The 17949-nt window shown below is 71.2% G+C and carries 9 protein-coding genes and 1 pseudogene; 6 read left to right on the top strand and 4 right to left on the bottom strand.

Annotated elements, in window-relative coordinates; all coding sequences use genetic code 11:
• Positions 1–166: 166 nt before the first annotated feature.
• Complete coding sequence (locus NRF20_RS28075; RefSeq protein WP_398631904.1) at positions 167–1822, bottom strand: serine/threonine-protein kinase; 1656 nt, start codon at positions 1820–1822, stop codon at positions 167–169.
• A 499-nt stretch (positions 1823–2321) separates the two neighbouring features.
• Here NRF20_RS28075 and NRF20_RS28070 point away from each other — a divergent pair.
• The 6 genes and pseudogenes from NRF20_RS28070 to NRF20_RS28045 all read left to right on the top strand — a co-directional run bounded on the left by NRF20_RS28070 (position 2322) and on the right by NRF20_RS28045 (position 14631).
• Positions 2322–5974 (top strand): annotated as a pseudogene (locus NRF20_RS28070) (FHA domain-containing protein).
• A gap of 141 nt (positions 5975–6115) precedes the next feature.
• The gene (locus NRF20_RS28065; RefSeq protein ID WP_398631906.1) at positions 6116–7480 is read left to right on the top strand and encodes an ABC transporter substrate-binding protein; all 1365 of its coding nucleotides are present in this window, start codon (positions 6116–6118) and stop codon (positions 7478–7480) included.
• Positions 7481–7484: 4 nt separating this feature from the next.
• Positions 7485–8903, top strand: coding sequence for a carbohydrate ABC transporter permease (locus NRF20_RS28060; RefSeq protein WP_413753492.1), 1419 nt, complete (start codon positions 7485–7487; stop codon positions 8901–8903).
• Positions 8904–9003: 100 nt separating this feature from the next.
• Positions 9004–9915 carry a carbohydrate ABC transporter permease gene (locus NRF20_RS28055; protein WP_413753491.1) on the top strand — a complete coding sequence of 304 codons (912 nt, stop codon included), beginning with the start codon at positions 9004–9006 and terminating at the stop codon, positions 9913–9915.
• A gap of 158 nt (positions 9916–10073) precedes the next feature.
• A complete protein-coding gene (locus tag NRF20_RS28050) occupies positions 10074–12386 on the top strand; it encodes a CDP-glycerol glycerophosphotransferase family protein (protein WP_413753490.1) in 2313 nt (770 codons plus the stop codon).
• 43 nt (positions 12387–12429) lie between these two features.
• A complete protein-coding gene (locus NRF20_RS28045) occupies positions 12430–14631 on the top strand; it encodes a CDP-glycerol glycerophosphotransferase family protein (RefSeq protein ID WP_413753489.1) in 2202 nt (733 codons plus the stop codon).
• Positions 14632–14637: 6 nt separating this feature from the next.
• Here NRF20_RS28045 and NRF20_RS28040 read toward each other — a convergent pair whose 3' ends face one another.
• The 3 genes from NRF20_RS28040 to NRF20_RS28030 form a co-directional block, all read right to left on the bottom strand.
• Positions 14638–15012: a hypothetical protein gene (locus NRF20_RS28040; RefSeq protein ID WP_398631911.1), complete on the bottom strand. Its 375-nt coding sequence runs from the start codon at positions 15010–15012 to the stop codon at positions 14638–14640.
• A 70-nt stretch (positions 15013–15082) separates the two neighbouring features.
• Positions 15083–16597, bottom strand: coding sequence for a bifunctional glycosyltransferase/class I SAM-dependent methyltransferase (locus tag NRF20_RS28035; RefSeq protein WP_266361142.1), 1515 nt, complete (start codon positions 16595–16597; stop codon positions 15083–15085).
• Positions 16598–16637: 40 nt separating this feature from the next.
• Entirely contained in the window at positions 16638–17789 is a 1152-nt protein-coding gene (locus NRF20_RS28030) for a glycosyltransferase family 39 protein (protein WP_413753488.1), read from the bottom strand.
• Positions 17790–17949: the final 160 nt, after the last annotated feature.

Genomic DNA, 17949 nt, shown 5'->3' with positions numbered 1-17949 from the left:
GGCTGGCGATGGACCGTCGCTCATGACCCCCGGTCGACAAAGTTACGCGTCGATCAGGGTGTTGAGTGCCCGGGACGGCGCCAACCCTCACTTCTGCGGGCGAAATGCGGTGGAAACTGGCCCGCAGAAGTCGATATAGCTACAGAGTTGATGGTGTACCGGCGGCTCAGGAGCCGCTGCCGCCGCTGCCACCGCCACCCAGTTTCGAGACCCAGTCGGTCACGCTGGAGACGGTGTCACTGATCGCCTGCCAGTAGCTCTTGCCCTGGCCGATCCAGTCCTGCAGCGGGGTCAGTTCCCAGATCAGCCAGCTCGCGACAAACAGCAGCACCAGGGTGAACAGACAGCCCTTGAGGCAGCCGAGGCCGGGAATCCTCATCGGGTTGGCGCTGCGCTGCCTCGGCTCGCGGGGCTGTCGCGGGGCCGGCTGCTGGGGCGGCGGCTGCTGCGGGGGCGCGTACTGCTGCCGCTGGTACTGCTGTTGGGGCTGGTGCTGGGGTTGCGGCTGGTACTGCTGCTGCCGGGGCTGGGGGTACTGCTGCGACTGCTGCTGGTACTGCTGATGCTGCGGCGGCTGCTGCCGTCGCTGAGGCTGCTGCTGGGGCTGGGACCGCTGGGGGCGGCGGCGCAGCGGGTCCTGACTCGGGTCGAGGTACTGGACCTGCGTCTGCTCGTTGCGATCGCGGGCCGCCTGGAGCTGGGACTGCCAGGGATGCGGCCCGTCGGGCTGCGGAGGGCCGTCCGGGTGCGGCGGTACGGGCGGCATGACCGAGGTCGGGTCGGCGTGCCCGCCCGGGCCGGGGGCGTGCTGCATGACGCTGGTCGCGGCGTTCGGATCGTACGAGCCCGCGTTGCTGGGCAGCACCTGCGTCGGGTCGGCCGCACCGGGGGTCTGGGGAACGGCCGCGGGCGCCGGGTCGGGTGCGAGCAGGGCGCCCACGCCGTCGGCCGCCGCGATCTGGGCCGAGCTGGCGTGCACGCCGATGCCGGCCGCGACGGTACGCAGTCCACGGGCCAGGTTCTCGGCGCTGGGCCGCTGGTCGGGGTCCTTGCTCAGGCAGCGCTCTATGACCGTCCACAGCGGTGCCGGGACGGTGGTGGGGCGGCGGGGCTCCTCACTGAGGTGCCGGTGCAGGACTTCGAGGGCGGTGCCTCCGGAGAACGGCGGGCGCCCGGTGACCAGCTCGTACAGCAGGATGCCTGCGCCGTAGATGTCGACCGCGGACGTCTGCGGCCGGCCCTCGGCGGACTCCGGCGCCACATAGGCGGGCGTGCCGACGAACTCATGGGTCCGGGTCAGCCCCGGGGAGTCGGCCAGGCGCGCGATGCCGAAGTCGGTGAGCATCGGGTGCATCTGGCCGTCGCGCTCGTCGAGCAGGACGTTGGCGGGCTTCAGGTCGCGGTGGACGACGCCGTCGGCGTGGCTGGCGGCGAGCGCGTCCGCGATCTGCGCGGTGAGGAGCGCGGCGGCGACCGGGGTGAGCGGGCCGTTCTCGCGGAGGTAGCGGTGCAGGTCGGGGCCGTCGACCAGGTCCATGACGAGGGCGAGAAGGTCTCCCTCGACGACCAGGTCGCGGGTGCGCACGATGTTCTCGTGGGTGAGCCGCAGCAGCACGGAGCGCTCGCGCAGGAACCGCATCACGACGTCCGCGTCGTTGGCGAGCTCCTCCTTCAGGACCTTGATCGCCACGGTCTCGCCGGGCTGGCCGGCGACGGCGGCCTCGGCGCCTGCGGTCTCCCGCTGGCGGGCACGCCAGACGGTGCCCGTGGCGCCGCGTCCCAGCGGCTCCTCGAGCAGGTACTTGCTGCCTACCGGCCGCACGTCATGCGCTCCCTGCTGATCGTGGTGCTTGCGGTGCTCCCGGATCCCCCGGGAGTTCCGGCCCACTCTAGTGGGGTGACCGGCGAGGTCGGGCGGGTCCGCCCGGTTGCCGTCGCCGTCCTTGTCCGCCGGGACCGATTGCCTCCTGAAGGAGGTACCGGCCGGTTGCGGAACAAGACGCTCACACCGGGCGGATGGTTGCCGTACACACGTGCGATGAACCGGTTCCGGGCGCCCTCCCGGATCGGTTGCGCTGTCGCGGAGAACATTCCAAGCAGGCACTTATGGGCGCACAGCCGACCTTTCAAGATCACTTAGCGGTGGCCCCCGGGCGTGTTGTCAGTGGCAGGTGCGAGGATGCCTTCAGCACGCACTGTGGGGTAGGGAGCCCTGTGGCACGTGACGAACCTGTACCGGACGACGCGTCCGGGTCGGGTGGGGGGAATCACAGGGCGTTTCCCCTGCCCGGCGCCCCGCGCAGAAGGGACCGCTGACGGCGATGCAGATCCGGCTGACCGTCCTCGCGCCGCGCAGCGGCCAGACCCCGGCGCGCGCCTGCGACGTGCTGGTCACCGCCCCACCGGGGACGGCACTCGCCACGGTGGCGTCCAATCTGGCCGCGGCCGTCTCCGGGCCCGACGGCTCGCTCGGCAGCGGTGCGGTGGTGCTGTTCGCCGGGCGTGAGCGCCTCGACGCGCAGCGGTGCGCACTGGGTGAGCCCCCGCTGGTCGACGGAGCGGTGCTCTCGCTCCAGGTCCCGGGCGAGGACGAGGCGGCGGACGACGCCGTTCCGGCGCAGCTGCACGTGGTCGCGGGGCCCGACGCGGGCGGGGTCCATCTGCTGCACGGCGGCCGGATCCGGATCGGCCGCTCAACCGACGCGGACGTGCCGCTCGACGACCCCGATGTGTCCCGGCTGCACTGCACGGTGACGGTCTCCGCGGACGGCCTGGTCTCGGTGGCCGACCTGGGCTCCACCAACGGCACCCTGCTCGACGGCACGGAGGTCCGCGACCGCCCGGTCCGTCTGAAGCCCGGCGCGCTGCTGCGGCTCGGCGAATCGACGCTCCGGCTGACCTCGGGCGCGCGTACGCCGACGCTGGCGACGGCCCCGGACGGCGAGGGGCATCTGCGGGTGTCCGGTACGGCAGGCGCGGCCGCCGCCGATGGCGGCTTCGCCGAGGAGTACGGCTCCGGCCACGGGTACGCCCCGGCCGCCGCCGGCCCCGGGCCCGCCCCGCACGAAGGGCCCGGCGACCGTCACACGTACGAGAGCGGCGAAGGCGGGTGGGCCGGCACCCGCCGCCAGTCCCCCTCCGAGCGTTCCCCCCGCTTCCCGGACGACGGGACACCCCGGCGGGGCGGGATAGGCGCCTGGGCGCGCAGGCTCGCGGGCAACAAGGGCGAGCCGGTGGACGAGGCGACGCCCGACGAGACGGGCGCGGCCGAGCTGCCGTTCCCGGCCGCCTCCCCGGCGACACCATGGGGATCCGCCGCGATGAGCGTCTGGCCCGACCCCGCGGCCGTGCTGCTGACCGCGCTCGGACCCGGCCCCCGGCTGTGGGAGCGCGGCACCGCGCACCCGGAGTCGCTCGTGGTGCGCCTGGGGACGACGGACCGGGCCGAGCTGCCCGCCGTGCCGGTGACCGTGGGGCTGCGGGAGGCCGGTTCCCTCGGGCTCGCCGGGCCGCGGACCCGGCTGGCCGGACTCGCCCGGTCAGTGGTGGCGCAGCTCGCCGCGCTGCACTCCCCCGCCGATCTGGAGATCGTGCTGATCAGCACGGACCGCGCCCGCAGCGCGGACGAGCGCAGGCGCGAGTGGGCCTGGCTCGGCTGGCTGCCCCATCTTCGCCCCATGCACGGCCAGGACTGCCGGCTGCTCCTCGCGTACGACCGGGAGCAGGCTGTCGCCCGTACGACGGAGCTGGTGCGCCGGCTGGACGACGGGCCGCTGGGGCCCGGCTGGGCCAGCCTGGACCGGAGCACGGTCGCGGAGGCCGCCGGGCAGTACGCGGGCCCGTACACCGTGGTGATCGTCGACGGCGACCCCGGCTCGGCGGTGCTGCGCGAGAACACCGCCCGGCTGGCCGCCGCGGGTGCCGCTGCCGGAATCCATCTGATCTGTCTGGCCGAGACCCCGGCCGCCACGCCCACCTCACCGGTCGCGGCGACGTACGAGGCCGCCTGCCACGCCTCGATCGCGTTCCGTGAGTGCGGGGCGGTGGCGATGCTGAGCGGCGATGTGGCCACGGCACTGCGGCTGCTGCGCACGGCGGACGGCCGGGCCGCGGGCCGCGGCACGGTCGCCGCGGTGGACGCGGTGTCGGCGCACTGGGCCGAGCGGTTCGGCCGGGCGCTGGCCCCGCTGCGGACGGAGGGTTCGGCGTCGGCCCACGGCCGGCCCGCGTCGGCCGCGCTCCCGCCGACCGCCCGGCTGCTGGACGAACTGGGCCTGGCGCGTGCCACCCCGGCATCCCTGATGGCCCGCTGGGCCTCCACTGCGGACGACCAGCCCGGCGCCACGGTCCGGGGTTCGGGCCGCTGGACGGGCGGGCCGGCGGGCGCCGGTGGCGGTACGGATGCGGCCGACGCGGATGCCCGCGGTTCGGGACGCACGGAGTACCCGCGCAGTGCGGGCCCCCGTGTGGGCGCCCAGCGCACAGGCGGCGCACCGGGGCCGGACCGCGCGGGCGGGTACGCCCCCGGCTCGGGGCGCACCCCGTACCCCGGCAGCGAGACCACCACCCACATCGGCACGGCGGGCCACGGTCTCGTGCGCGACGGCTCCCACGACACCGGTGGCTCCGGACGCACCCCGTACCCCGGCACCTCCCGTGCCGGCGGCGGGCGCTACGGCAGTTCGCCCGGGGACAACCCGAGCTCCCGCACCGTTCCCGGGTCCGGTACCTGGAGCGGAGGTGACGTCCAGGGGGCCGACAGTCTCCGTTCTGCCGGATCCGGGCGGACCTCGAACCGGGTCAGCGGACCGCGCGGCGACACACCCCCGGTCGCGGCGCGAGGCGCCGGGAGCGGAGCGGCAGCCGCACGTACCGCCGTGGAAGCGAACACGGGCACCGGCATGCCCGCAGCCGACCGGGCCGAAGGCACCGCTGCCGTGGCCGCCGGGCGGCCCGTCGTGGTGCTCGGGGCGGGGCCCCGGGGTGCGGTCAGTGTGGATCTGGCGGAGGAGGGCCCCCACCTTCTCATCGAGGGGCCGGCAGTGGACGTACGGAGCTGCTGCGGGCCGTCGCCGCCTCGCTGGCCGCGGCAGCCCGGCCCGACCGGCTGGGCATACTCCTGGTCGACGGCGCCGGTGGCGAGCGCGGCGAGAGCCTGCGCCCCTGTACCGAACTCCCGCACGCGTTCACGCACCTGGTGGCCTCGGATCCGGTACGGATGCGCGAGTTCGCGCAGGCGCTGGGCGGCGAGCTGAAGCGGCGCGCCGAACTGCTCGGCCAGTACGACTTCACCGAGTGGCACCACCGGCACGAGGTGGCGCAGCGGATGGTCGGCCAGCGCCCGCCGAGCGCCGCGGAGCAGCGCAGAGACCTGGACTCCCCGATGAGCGGGACGCTCCGGCTGCGGCCCGCCGCGGCACGGTCCACGGACCCCGGTCCCTCCCCGCTGCCCCGGCTCGTCGTCCTGGTCGACGACTTCGACGCGCTGGTCGCCCCGGCGCTCGGCAGCCCCGGCCGCCCCGCCGCGGGGTCGGTCGTAAGGGCTCTGGAGGCCGTGGCCAGGGACGGCGGCCGGCTCGGCGTCCACCTGGTCGCGACGTCCGCCCGCCCGGACCGTACGGAGGACACGGACCTGGCCCATGGGGCCCGGCTGCGCATCGTGCTCGACGCGCCGGTCGTCCCGCAGTCGCCGGAGGATCCGGCGCCCGGACGTGGCCGGCTGGGGCATCCGGACGGGCGGGTGACACCGTTCCAGGGCGGCAGGGTGACGGGACGCATTCCGCGTACGGCGACCCTGCGCCCCACCGTCGTCCCGCTGGAGTGGGAGCGGATGGGCGATCCGCCGGCCCGGCGCCCGGTCCGCGAGCTGGGCAACGGTCCGACGGACCTGGCCCTGCTGGCCAGTGCGCTGGAGCGGGCGGCCAGGTCGGTGAACGCCGAGCCGATAGCCCCGTTCGGGCCCGTTCATTCCTGAGGGGCACCGGGTCCGGACATCCACTGACATCGCGTCACGAGCCCATCACGATCAAGGAGTTGACACGAGAAGCGGTATTGCGGCACCCGTACACCGGGCGTAGGACTGTGCGCACACAACGATGTGAGAGACGGGGAAGCAATGCGCACAACCCTTCGGATCAGCAGGGCCGCCGCGGTGTTCACCGCCATCGGCGCACTGGCCCTCACCGGTTGCAGTGACGACGGCGGCGGAAAAGACAAGTCGGACAAGAGTTCCGAGGGCGGCAAGGGGAACTCGCCGAGCGTCGTACTGCCGAAGCTGGACGGCGAGAAGCTCTCGGTCGCGGCGGTCTGGACCGGTGTCGAGCAGGCCAACTTCGTCAAGGTCCTCAAGGAGTTCGAGAACCGCACGGGGGCGACGGTCACCTTCGTCCCGGCGCAGGACCCGATCGTCAACTTCCTCGGTACGAAGATCGCGGGAGGTCAACCGCCGGACGTCGCAATGATCCCGCAGGTCGGCGCGATCCAGCAGGCCGCCCAGAAGAAGTGGGCCAAGCCGGTCGGCGCCGAGGCCAAGGCCCAGCTGGCCAAGAACTACTCGAAGGTCTGGCAGGACCTCGGTGCGGTGGACGGCACCCAGTACGGCGTCTACTTCAAGGCCGCCAACAAGTCCCTGATCTGGTACAACGCCAAGGCCTTCGAGAACGCGGGCGCGAGCGAACCGAAGACCTGGAAGGACTTCCTGACGACGGCCGAGACGGTCTCCGCCTCGGGTGTCACCCCGGTCTCGGTCGGTGGCGCGGACGGCTGGACCCTCACCGACTGGTTCGAGAACATCTATCTCTCCCAGGCGGGCCCGGAGAAGTACGACCAACTGGCCCAGCACAAGATCAAGTGGACGGACCCGTCCGTCAAGGACGCGCTGACCACGCTCGCGCAGCTCTTCGGCAAGCCGTCGCTGATCGCGGGCGGCGCCGACGGTGCGCTGCAGACGGAGTTCCCGGCCTCGGTCACCCAGACCTTCACCGGCGGCGACCAGCCCAAGGCCGCGATGGTCTTCGAGGGCGACTTCGTGGGCGTCAACATCGCGCAGACGAAAGCGAAGATCGGGACCGACGCCAAGGTGTTCCCGTTCCCGGCGGTCGGCGCCGAGTCCCCCGTCGTGACGGGTGGCGACGCGGCGGTGGCGCTGAAGGACGGCAAGGGCGCCCAGGCCCTGCTGACCTGGCTGGCCTCGACCGACGCGGCGAAGATCATGGCCGAGCAGGGCGGGTTCATCTCGCCGAACAAGGCCCTGGACGCCGCCGCGTACCCGAACGAGGTGCAGCGCACGATGGCGAAGGCGCTGGTCGCGGCTGGTGACGCCGTCCGGTTCGACATGTCCGACCAGGCCCCGCAGTCGTTCGGCGGGACGCCCGGGAAGGGCGAGTGGAAGACCCTCCAGGACTTCCTGAAGAACCCGAAGGACATCGCGGGGACTCAAGCCGAGCTGGAGTCCGACGCGGCCAAGGCGTACAAGAGCTGACGAGATGACGACAGCCGCAGCGGGGGGCGCCGACGCGGTGCCCCCCGCCGACAAGCATCCGTCCGGACAGTCGTCGGTACCCGCGCCCAGGAAGCCGTCCGATGCCTCGGCCGGCGGCCCGGGACGCAGCCGCAGAAGTGTGACCGGCACCCGCCGGGTCATCGCGGCGCTGTTCCTGGCGCCCGCGCTGGTGCTGCTGGGCGCGCTCGTGGTCTATCCGATCGTGTACTCCGTCTACCGGTCGTTCTTCGACCAGGCGGGTACGGGCTTCGCCGGACTCGACAACTACAAGGCGCTGTTCACGGACGACACCATCCGTACAGCGGTCAAGAACAATGCGATCTGGGTCGTGTTCGCGCCGACGGTGTCCACCGTCCTCGGGTTGATCTTCGCGGTACTGACGGAGCGGATCCGCTGGGGTACGGCGTTCAAGCTGATCGTCTTCATGCCGATGGCGATCTCCATGCTCGCGGCGGGCATCATCTTCCGGCTGGTGTACGACGCGGCCCCGGAGCGCGGGGTCGCCAACGCCGTATGGGTGGGTGTGCACGACACATTCGCCGAGTCGGCGGGCTATCCGAAGGCGCATCCGCTGCCCGTCCACCCGCTCAAGGCGGGCGCGGGCGGTTCGTTCGTCACCAAGGCGCCGGTACGGGCCGGGCAGCCGGTGCAGCTGCCGCTGGTCGGTGTGGCGCCGGCGAAGATGCCGACGGATGCGAAGCCCGCGAGGGCCGCGGCGGCGGGGGCCGGGAAGATCACCGGTACCGCGTGGCTGGACTTCACCAGGGGCGGCGGCGGCAGACCCAATGTCATCGACGCCAAGGAGCTGGGGCTCAAGGGCATCGAGGTGGAGGCGGTCAAGGACGGCAAGGTGGTCGCCTCGGCGACGGCGGCCGCGGACGGTACGTTCACCCTGCCAGCTTCGGCGGACGGCGCCGAACTCCGACTCCCCGCCGCCAACTTCAAGGAGCCGTACAACGGGGTCGAGTGGCTCGGCCCGACCCTGGTCACACCGGGGATCATCGGCTCCTACGTGTGGATGTGGGCCGGGTTCGCGATGGTGCTGATCGCTGCGGGGCTGGCGGGCCTGCCGCGTGAACTCCTGGAAGCGGCCCGGGTGGACGGCGCGAACGAGTGGCAGGTGTTCCGCCGGATCACGGTGCCGATGCTCGCACCCGTTCTCGCGGTGGTGCTGGTCACGTTGATGATCAACGTTCTGAAGATCTTCGACCTGGTCTTCATCATCGCGCCGGGCTCCTCGCAGGACGATGCGAATGTGCTGGCGCTCCAGCTCTACCGCTCCTCGTTCGGCACGGACGCGGACCTCGGGATCGGCAGCGCCATCGCCGTGCTCCTGCTGCTGCTGGTACTCCCGGTGATGTATTTCAACGTCCGCCGGATCCGGAAGGAGGGGCGCCGATGACGAGAGCGACGACCACGACCGCCACCCCCTGCCGGGGGTCCGGGGGTTGTCCCCCGGGACGGCACAGCAACGTCCGCCGGATCCGGAAGGAGGGGCGCCGATGACGACAACGTCGAACACGGCCACGAGCACGACAGCCGCAACCGAACCAATGAAGGCCGAGCAGTCCCTCGGCGCACGCATCGCCGCCCGCGCCGGCGGCGGTGTGATGCGGGTCTTCCTCATCCTGGTGGGCCTGTTCTGGCTGATGCCGACCATCGGGCTGCTGCTGTCCTCGCTGCGCGGTGCGGACGACATCGCGTCGACCGGCTGGTGGAAGGTCTTCACGGCCCCGTCCCAGCTCACCTTCGACAACTACTCCCGGCTGCTGGACAATTCGACCATCACCCACTCCCTCCTCAGCACGGTCATGATCACCGTCCCGGCGACCGTCCTGGTCGTCGTGATCGGTTCACTGGCCGGATACGCCTTCGCCTGGATGGAGTTCCCCGGCCGCGACTGGTGGTTCCTCGTGGTCGTCGGGCTGTTGGTGGTGCCGGTGCAGGTCGCCCTGGTCCCCGTCTCCAAGCTCTTCGGTGCGGTCGGGATCTTCGAGACGACCTTCGGCGTGGTCATCTTCCACACGGCCTTCGGTCTGCCCTTCGCGATCTTCCTGCTGCGGAACTTCTTCGCGGAGATCCCGAGGGAGCTGCTGGAGGCGGCCCGGCTCGACGGGGCGGGCGAGATCCGGCTCTTCACCCGGGTCGTGATGCCGCTGGGCGGTCCGGCAATCGCGTCGCTCGGGATCTTCCAGTTCCTCTGGGTGTGGAACGACATGCTGGTCGCCCTGATCTTCGCGGACTCCGACTCCCCGCCGATCACAGTGGCCCTGCAGCAGCAGGTACGGCAGTTCGGTAACAACATCGATGTGCTGGCGCCCGGCGCCTTCGTGTCGATGGTCATTCCGCTTGCGGTCTTCTTCGCCTTCCAGCGTCAGTTCGTCTCCGGCGTGATGGCGGGCGCGGTGAAGTAGTCGCACAGCTGTACGTCAACACGGGGTGGTCCTGTTCACCGCAACAGGACCACCCCACCTGCAATTTCGCGGGTTTGCCACGTTTTGGCGTAACCCTGTCACTCCATCGGAAGTTTGCGGACCGCCCGCCCGCGCTGCGAACGACCCATGGATGTGTTGTGCCCCGGTTCAGTGTCATCGTGCCCGCGTACCGGGTTCAGGCGTATCTGCACGAGAGCCTGGACTCGGTGCTGACCCAGTCCTTCGAGGACTTCGAGCTCATCGCGGTGGACGACTGCTCACCCGATGCCTGCGGCGCCGTCATCGACGAGTTCGCCGCCCGGGACCACCGGGTGCGGGCCCTGCATCTGCCGGAGAACGTGGGCCTGGGCCGGGCCCGTAACGCCGGGATCGCACAGGCCACCGGCGACTATCTGATCTTCCTGGACAGCGACGACACCCTCGCCCCCGGCGCCCTGCGGGCCGTCGCCGACCGGATCGAGGAGACCGGGGAACCGGACGTCCTGGTCTACGACTACGCCCGTACGTACTGGACGGGCGAAAGCGTACGCAACACCTTCGCCGAACACCTCGCCGAGACCGGCCCCGCCACCTTCACGCTCGCCGGCCGGCCCGGGCTGCTGAAGGTCCTGATGGTCGTCTGGAACAAGGCGTACCGCCGGGCGTTCGTCGAGGCCGAGGGATTCGCCTTCCCGCCCGGCTACTACGAGGACACGCCCTGGACGTACCCGGTGCTGCTGGCCGCCCGCTCGATCGCGGTCCTCGACCGGGTGTGCGTCGGCTACCGGCAGCGGCGCCAGGGCAACATCCTGGCCACCACCAGCCGCAAGCACTTCGACATCTTCGAACAGTACGACCGGGTCTTCGCGTTCATCGACGCCCGCCCCGAACTCGCGCCCTGGCGGCCGGTGATCTTCCGCAGGATGCTCGACCACTTCTGCACCCTGTTCACCACCCCCGGTCGGCTACCGCGCGGCAGCCGCGCCGAGTTCTTCGGCCGCGCCCGCGCCCATTGCGGCCGCTACCGTGCCCCGGGCGCCCCCGCCCCGCGCCGCGCCCGGCTGCGCCACGGCCTGATCCGGCTGGGCGCGCACCGCACGTACCGTGCGCTGTGGACCGCGCAGTTGCTGCACGGCCGGCTGCGGAAGGTCACCACGGCCGTCCGCCGAGTGCTGCGGGCCGCCGCGCTCCAGGCGTACTACCGCATCCAGCTGCGGCTGCCCGTCCAGGCGGACCGGGCGGTGTTCGCGGCGTACTGGCACCGCGGCTACGCCTGCAATCCGGCCGCGATCGAGGCGAAGGCCCGCGAACTGGTCCCCGGCCTGCGCACCGCCTGGATCTGTCACCCCGAGGACGCGCACACCGTGCCCACCGCAACACAGCGGCTCACCCCCGGAACGTACGGCTACTGGCGGGCGCTGGCCCGCTCCAGGTATCTGGTGAACAACGTCAACTTCGACCGGCGGCTGGTCAAGCGGCGCGGCCAGGTGCTGCTCCAGACACACCACGGCACACCGCTCAAGACCATGGGCCTCGACCTCCAGGACCGGCCGGCGGCGGCCCGCGGGACGGACTTCGGCCGGCTGCTCGCCAATGTCGACAAGTGGGACTACTCCCTCTCCGCGAACCAGCACTCCACCCTCGTCTGGGAGAAGGCCTACCCGTCGGCCTCCGCGAGCTGCGCGACGCTGGAGTACGGCTATCCGCGCAATGACATCTACCAGCGGGCCACCGCCGGCGACGTGGCGCGGCTGCGCGAGTCGATCGGCATCCCCGAAGGCACCCTGGCCCTGCTGTACGCGCCCACGCACCGCGACTACCGGCACGACCAGCACATCGCGCTCGACCTGGCACGCGTACTGCGGGCCCTCGGTCCCGGCTTTGTGATCCTGAGCCGCGCCCACTACTCGTACGGGGCTCCGCCGGTCCGCGAACCGCACCCGCGGATCATCGACGTCAGCGGCCACCCCTGCGTCGAGGCGCTCGCGCTCGCCTCGGACGCGCTGATCACGGACTACTCGTCGTTGATGTTCGACTACGCCAATCTGGACCGGCCCGTCGTCATCCACTGCGACGACCGCGAGGCGTACGAAGCGGCCCGCGGCACCTACTTCGACCTGCACTCCTGCCCGCCCGGCGCGATCGCGCACAGCGAGGACGAACTGCTCGACGTCTTCGCGACCGGCCACTGGCGCGGCGCCCGCTCCGCCCGGCTGCGCGCGGCGTTCCGGGAGCGCTTCTGTCCGTACGACGACGGGCACGCGGCGGAGCGGGTGGTGCGCCGGTTCTTCCTGGGCGACACGTCCGCGCAGCCGCCCGCGATTCCTCCGGCACTGCGGCGGCCCGCACCGGCGGCGGGCAACCCGGCGCAGGTCCCGGTCTCCGCACCGGCCACGGCCACGGTCCCGGCGGACCGGCAGGCATCCGCGGGCCTCGGCCTCGCCGGGGCGCAGCCCACCAACCAGCCCTGAGCGCCTCCCTCTCCCGTAGACCCGAGTCCGAGAAAGAGCCTGTATGCCCCGGCTGAGTGTCATCATCCCCGTCCGCCGCGCCCGAGGGCAGTTGCGCGAGTGCCTGGAGTCGGTGCTCACGCAGTCGTTCACGGACATCGAGGTGATCGGGGTCGTCGACGGTTCACCGGACGGTTCGGGGCTGCTGTTCGACGAGTTCGCCGCACGGGACGACCGGGTGCAGGCCATCCATCTGCCACCGGGGGCCGGGCCGGACGGGCGGCGCAACGCCGGGGCCGAGCGGGCGGTCGGGGACTATCTCCTCTTCCTGGAGGGCAACTTCGTCCACCTGCCGGGCGCCCTGCAGGCCGTCGCCGACCGGCTGGACGCCGCCGGTGACCCGGAACTGCTGCTGTTCGGCCATCACAGGCGCCCGTTCCGGGGCCGCCCCCGCCCGACCCGGTCGCTGGAGCTGCTCGGCGAACTGCCCGAGGGGCGGCTCACCCTGCTCGAACACCCCGTACTCCTGGACATCGCACCGGTCTTCTGGAACCGCGCCGTGCGCCGCACCCTCCACGAGGGCGAGAAGCTGTCCTTCGGACCGGGGCAGCACGGGGAGCGGATGTACGCACTGCAGACCCTCGCCGCGGCCGAGTCCGTCGTCGTACTCCCCACCGCCTGCGTCGAGCACCGCAGCCGGCGCCACCTGCCCGTCGCGGCCGACGGGACAAAACCGGCGGACGGCTCGACACCGCACCAGCTCGTCGACGCGTACGCCGGTCTGATGGAGTTCGTACGGGACCGGCCGCTCCTGCGTCCCGTGCGGACCCTGCTCTTCGAGCGGGCGGCCTGGGAACTCCTTTCCGGATACCCGTCGGTGACCCGGCGACGCAGGCGCTACGTACGGTCCGTGGCGGCGTTCCACCGTGCGCACCGGCCGGAGGAGCACCGCTTCCCGGGCGGTGCCCAGGGGCTGCGGCCGAAGCTGATGGGCGGTGGCCGGTACGTCCTGCTCGGCGCCCTCGACACGGTCCTGGCCCTGCGCCGAAGTCTGCGGGCGGCTCCCGGCGCGGTCCGGGCGCGGGCCAGGCACACCCTGTCCGCGCGCTACTACTGGTGGCAGCGCAGGCTTCCGCTGGACCCCGGGCTCGCCGTCTACGCCGCGTACTGGAACCGTGGGGTGAGCTGCAATCCGGAGGCCGTCTTCCGCAAGGCCCAGGAGCTGGCCCCGCAGGTGCGCGGTGTGTGGGTGGTGTCGAAGAACCAGGTGGACGCGGTGCCCGAGGGCATCGACCACGTGATGCCGGGAACCCGCCGCTACTGGCAGTTACTGGCCCGGGCCACGTACTTCTTCAACAACGTCAACTTCCCCGACCACCTGGTCAAGCGCCCCGGCCAGATCCATGTGATGACCCATCACGGCACACCGCTGAAGATCATGGGGCTCGACCAGCAGGACTATCCGGCGGCGGCCCAGGGGCTGAACTTCGACCGGCTGCTCCAGCGCGTCGACCGGTGGGACTGGAGCGTCTCCGCCAACCCGCACTCCACCGAGGTGTGGGCACGCGCCTATCCGGGCGCCGCACGGTCCCTCGAAACGGGCTATCCGCGCAATGACGTCTTCGCGACGGCGACGGCCGAGCGGATCGCGAAGATCCGCGAGGGTCTCGGCATCCGGCCCGGCCGGCGCTCCATCCTGTACGCGCCGACGCATCGCGACTACGAGGCGGGGTTCACCAGCCGGCTCGATCTGGTCCGCCTCTGCGAGGCGCTCGGCCCGGACACCGTGGTGATGGTCCGCGCCCACTACTTCTACGAGGGTGCCGGGCTGCCGGAGCACCCTTCGCTCGTCGATGTCTGCGATCACCCGCGGATCGAGGAGCTGTGCCTGGCGGCGGACGCGCTGGTGACGGACTACTCGTCGGTGATGTTCGACTACGCCCATCTGGACCGCCCGATCGTGGTGCACGCTCCCGACTGGGAGACGTACCGCACGGTCCGGGGAGTCTGCTTCGATCTGCTGTCCGGGAAGCCCGGCGACACCCCCGGGGCGGTCTCCACCGATACCGACGAGCTGGCCCGGATCTTCCTCGACGGCAGCTGGCGGAGCCCGGCGAACGAGGCGCTGCGGGCCGCGTTCCGGGCCCGGTTCTGTCCGTACGGCGACGGGCGCGCCGCGGAGCGGGTGGTGCGGAGGGTGTTGCTGGGGGAGCGTGCGGTGCCGGGCCCGTCCGGCGGCGTGTCCTCGAACGCCGGACGGGCTTGAATCCGCTCAGCGTTGCTGGCCCGCCATCACCGTGAAGAGGCCGATGACCACGAGCAGCGAGCCTCCCCAGGTCCACATCGAGGTCCGCTCGTGCAGCACGGTCGCCCCGGCCAGCACGATCAGCAGATACCCGAGGGCGTTGAACGGATAGGCGGTGGACAGCGGCACCTTGGCCAGGGTGGTCATCCAGGCGATGGCGGACACCGCGAAGACCACCAGGCCGAGGACGACCCAGGGGCTGGTCGCGGCCCGCACGGCGAGGGACCCTCCGCCCTGCGCGGCGGCGGCCGCGGCGCCCTTCATCCCGTGCTTGAGCATGATCTGGCCACCCGCCGACGAGAAGACGGCGAACAGCAGCAGCATCAGACTGGGGAGGGTCAAGGCCTTGCTCCTGACTGCGGCGACCGGGGTTCCGGGCGTCGGGGCGGGGGTGGGACGGGGGACGGCGGCCTCAGACGCCGACCCGGTCGGCAGGGGCGTACTGTCGGTCGAGGATGTCCTGTACATCGACGTGCTCTCCAGCGATGATCGTCTCGGCCGCATGCGGGGTGAGCAGTGCGACGTGCTGATAGCCGAACAGCGTCGGCCGGATCCGGGTGAGCAGCTTCGACACCCCGCCGAGGACCGCGGGGAGCGGTCCGCCTCCGAGCAGCGCCCAGAACGGGGCTCCGGTGGAGGCGATGTGGAGGACGTCGTAGCCCGCGTTCCTGACCGTGCGGCGCAGGCTGGCCCGGGTGAAGAAGCGCAGATGCGTTTCGTCGAGGATGCCGCGCCGGTCGTAGTCGAAGACGCCGAGCGCGACCCGCAGCCGTGAGTACCAGTGGCTGAAGTTCGGTACGGAGAGCAGCACATGGCCGCCGGGCCGCAGCACGGTGGCGACCTCGGCGAGCACACGCTCGGGGCGGGAGAGATGCTCGATGACGTCGCCGGCGACGACATAGTCGTAGTCGGCGCCGATCTCCGCGGGCAGCCCCTCCTCCAGGTCGGCGAGGTGGAAGTGGGTGCATTTCTCGCGTACGCCGGGGACCTCGACGTAGTCCACGCCCGTCACTTCGTGGCCAAGGGCTTCGAGTCGCTGCGCGAACAGGCCGCCGGAGCAGCCGAGATCGAGGACCCGGCCGGGCGGGAGGCTGCGCATCTTCTCCAGGATGACGGCGTGCGAGGAACCGTCTCCCTCCTTGAAGGCGTACTCGACGGGCTTGGGGATCCAGGCGCAGGTGCCGAATCCCTTGACGGCGAGCCGGTATTCGAGGACGTCCTTGACGACGTCCTTCGCGTACTTCATGCCGTTCACGTAGCAGATCTCGTCGCCGTAGTAGGTGGGGACGGGGATCTCCTTGATCCGCATCCCTTCATTGAGGAGCTGGACGATGATCTGGGTGTCGAAGTCGAACGCGTCGGTGTTCCGGTGGATCGGCAGCCTCTTGAGTGCCGCGACGCTGTAGGCGCGGTACCCGGAGTGGAATTCGGTGAGCTGCGAGCCGAGAAGGGTGTTCTCCAGACGGGTGAGAATGCGGTTGCCGAGCCATTTGTACATCGGCATGCCACCCTTGAGAGCGGATCCGGATTTCATCATCCGCGAGCCGAACACGGCATCGCATTCGCCGCGTTCGATCGGTGCGACCATGTCGGGCAGGAATTCGGGGGCGTACTGTCCGTCGCCGTGCAGCAGCACGATGATGTCGAGTCCGTGTTCGGCGGCCAGCGCGTATCCGGCCTTCTGGTTTCCGCCGTATCCGAGATTCTTGGTGTGCCGCATCACCACGGTCCGCGGCAACCCCTCCGTCTGCGACCAGCGGCAGCCTGCGGTGAAGGTCGCGTCATGGCTCGCGTCGTCGAGAATCAGGACCTCGGCGACCTTGGACCGGAAGTCTTCCGGAATGCGGTCGAGGGTCCTCTCCAGCGTCGTCTCGGCGTTGTACGCGACCACCAGGATGCCGATCCTGGGGCTCGGGCTTTCCTTCACGGGGCGTTCTCCAGTTGTGCTCGGTACTCGGGAGGGGCGGTCAGTTGACGGGGGAACCGGTGGGCCGCGGGGTGCAGGGCGCCGGGACCGAGGTCCGCTCGGCGGGGGATTTCGGGGGTGCGGCCGGCTGCGCGGCGAGGATCTTGCGGACTCCGCTGACGAGGCCGGCGGCGAGGACGAACCAGCCGGCCTCGCCCAGATGCAGCACCGTTTCGCTCCAGTGCACGGCGGAGCGTCCCTGGTAGCCAAGGACCGCCGTCAGGCCGAGCAGACAGCTGTACGCGGCGCCTTCCCAGAACCCGATGACGAACAGCCCGGCCGCCGCCCAGGTCAGGTACTGCAGGGCGGACGCGGTGGAGAGCAGCAGCAGGAAGCCCATCGTGACGGCGACGACACCGGGCAGCTGCGCGGGGCGCAGCCAGGCGAGCCAGATCCCGACCGCCACGCAGGCCAGCACGAAGAGGAAGTGGCCCTCGCCCTGGATGAAGGTGATGAAGGACTGCGGCAGGCCGAGCACGTCGGCGAACCGGACGAGGCCCCAGAGCCGGTAGCTGCCGCCCGCGTACTCCAGGACGTTCTCCTTGAGGCTCTGCGGCACGGTCACCAGGACCGGTCCCCAGACGAGGGCGACGAGGACGGTGAACCCGGCGGTGAAACGGATGAGTGCCGGCCGGCCGGCCCGCAGCGCGACGACGAACAGCGCCGGGATCACCACCACCGGGACGAACTTGACACTGATCGAGAGCGCGGCACACACCCCGGCGGCCAGCGGCGACTTCCGGTCCGCGAGCAGATGGGCGGCGGCCAGGGCGAACGTGATGGCGACCGCATCGGTGTTGCCGTGATAGCCGGAGGTGGCGATCAGTACGGGGCTGACGGCCACGCCCACACCGCAGGCGACCGCCGTACCGGCCGAGTTGCGCCGGCGCACGATTTCGAACACGAGGAGAGCGCAGAAGAAGTCGGCGATCGAGGCGGGTGACCTGATCAGCGTTCCGAAGGGAATTCCGAGTTCGGAGAGTTCATGGAGACCGAGGAGTATCCAGCCGGCCAGTGGCGGATGGTTGTAGACGGGCAGTCCCGGAAGCGGCTGTTCGTAAATCCGAATGGGGCCGTACCGCACGATGGCCTCTGCGAAACCTTGGAAGATCCGCACGTCGGCCGGTCCGGGCATATTCGCCGCGATCAGCATTCGGGTGAGGAGACCGGCAGACGCAGCAATGAGCACCACCGCTCTTGCCCGTCGTACGTCCCAGGTTTCGCATCGCATTCGGATACCCATGAAAACAGAACGTAGCAACCCGACGACGCTGAGCAACGCACCGATGACCACACTTACATGGCTCGCGACT

This window comes from Streptomyces sp. R-74717, assembly GCF_047305335.1.
In the GTDB taxonomy this organism is placed as follows: Bacteria; Actinomycetota; Actinomycetes; order Streptomycetales; family Streptomycetaceae; genus Streptomyces; species Streptomyces atratus.
Note: the sequence above shows the minus strand (reverse complement) of the source record. Positions and strands in the feature narration are given on the sequence as shown.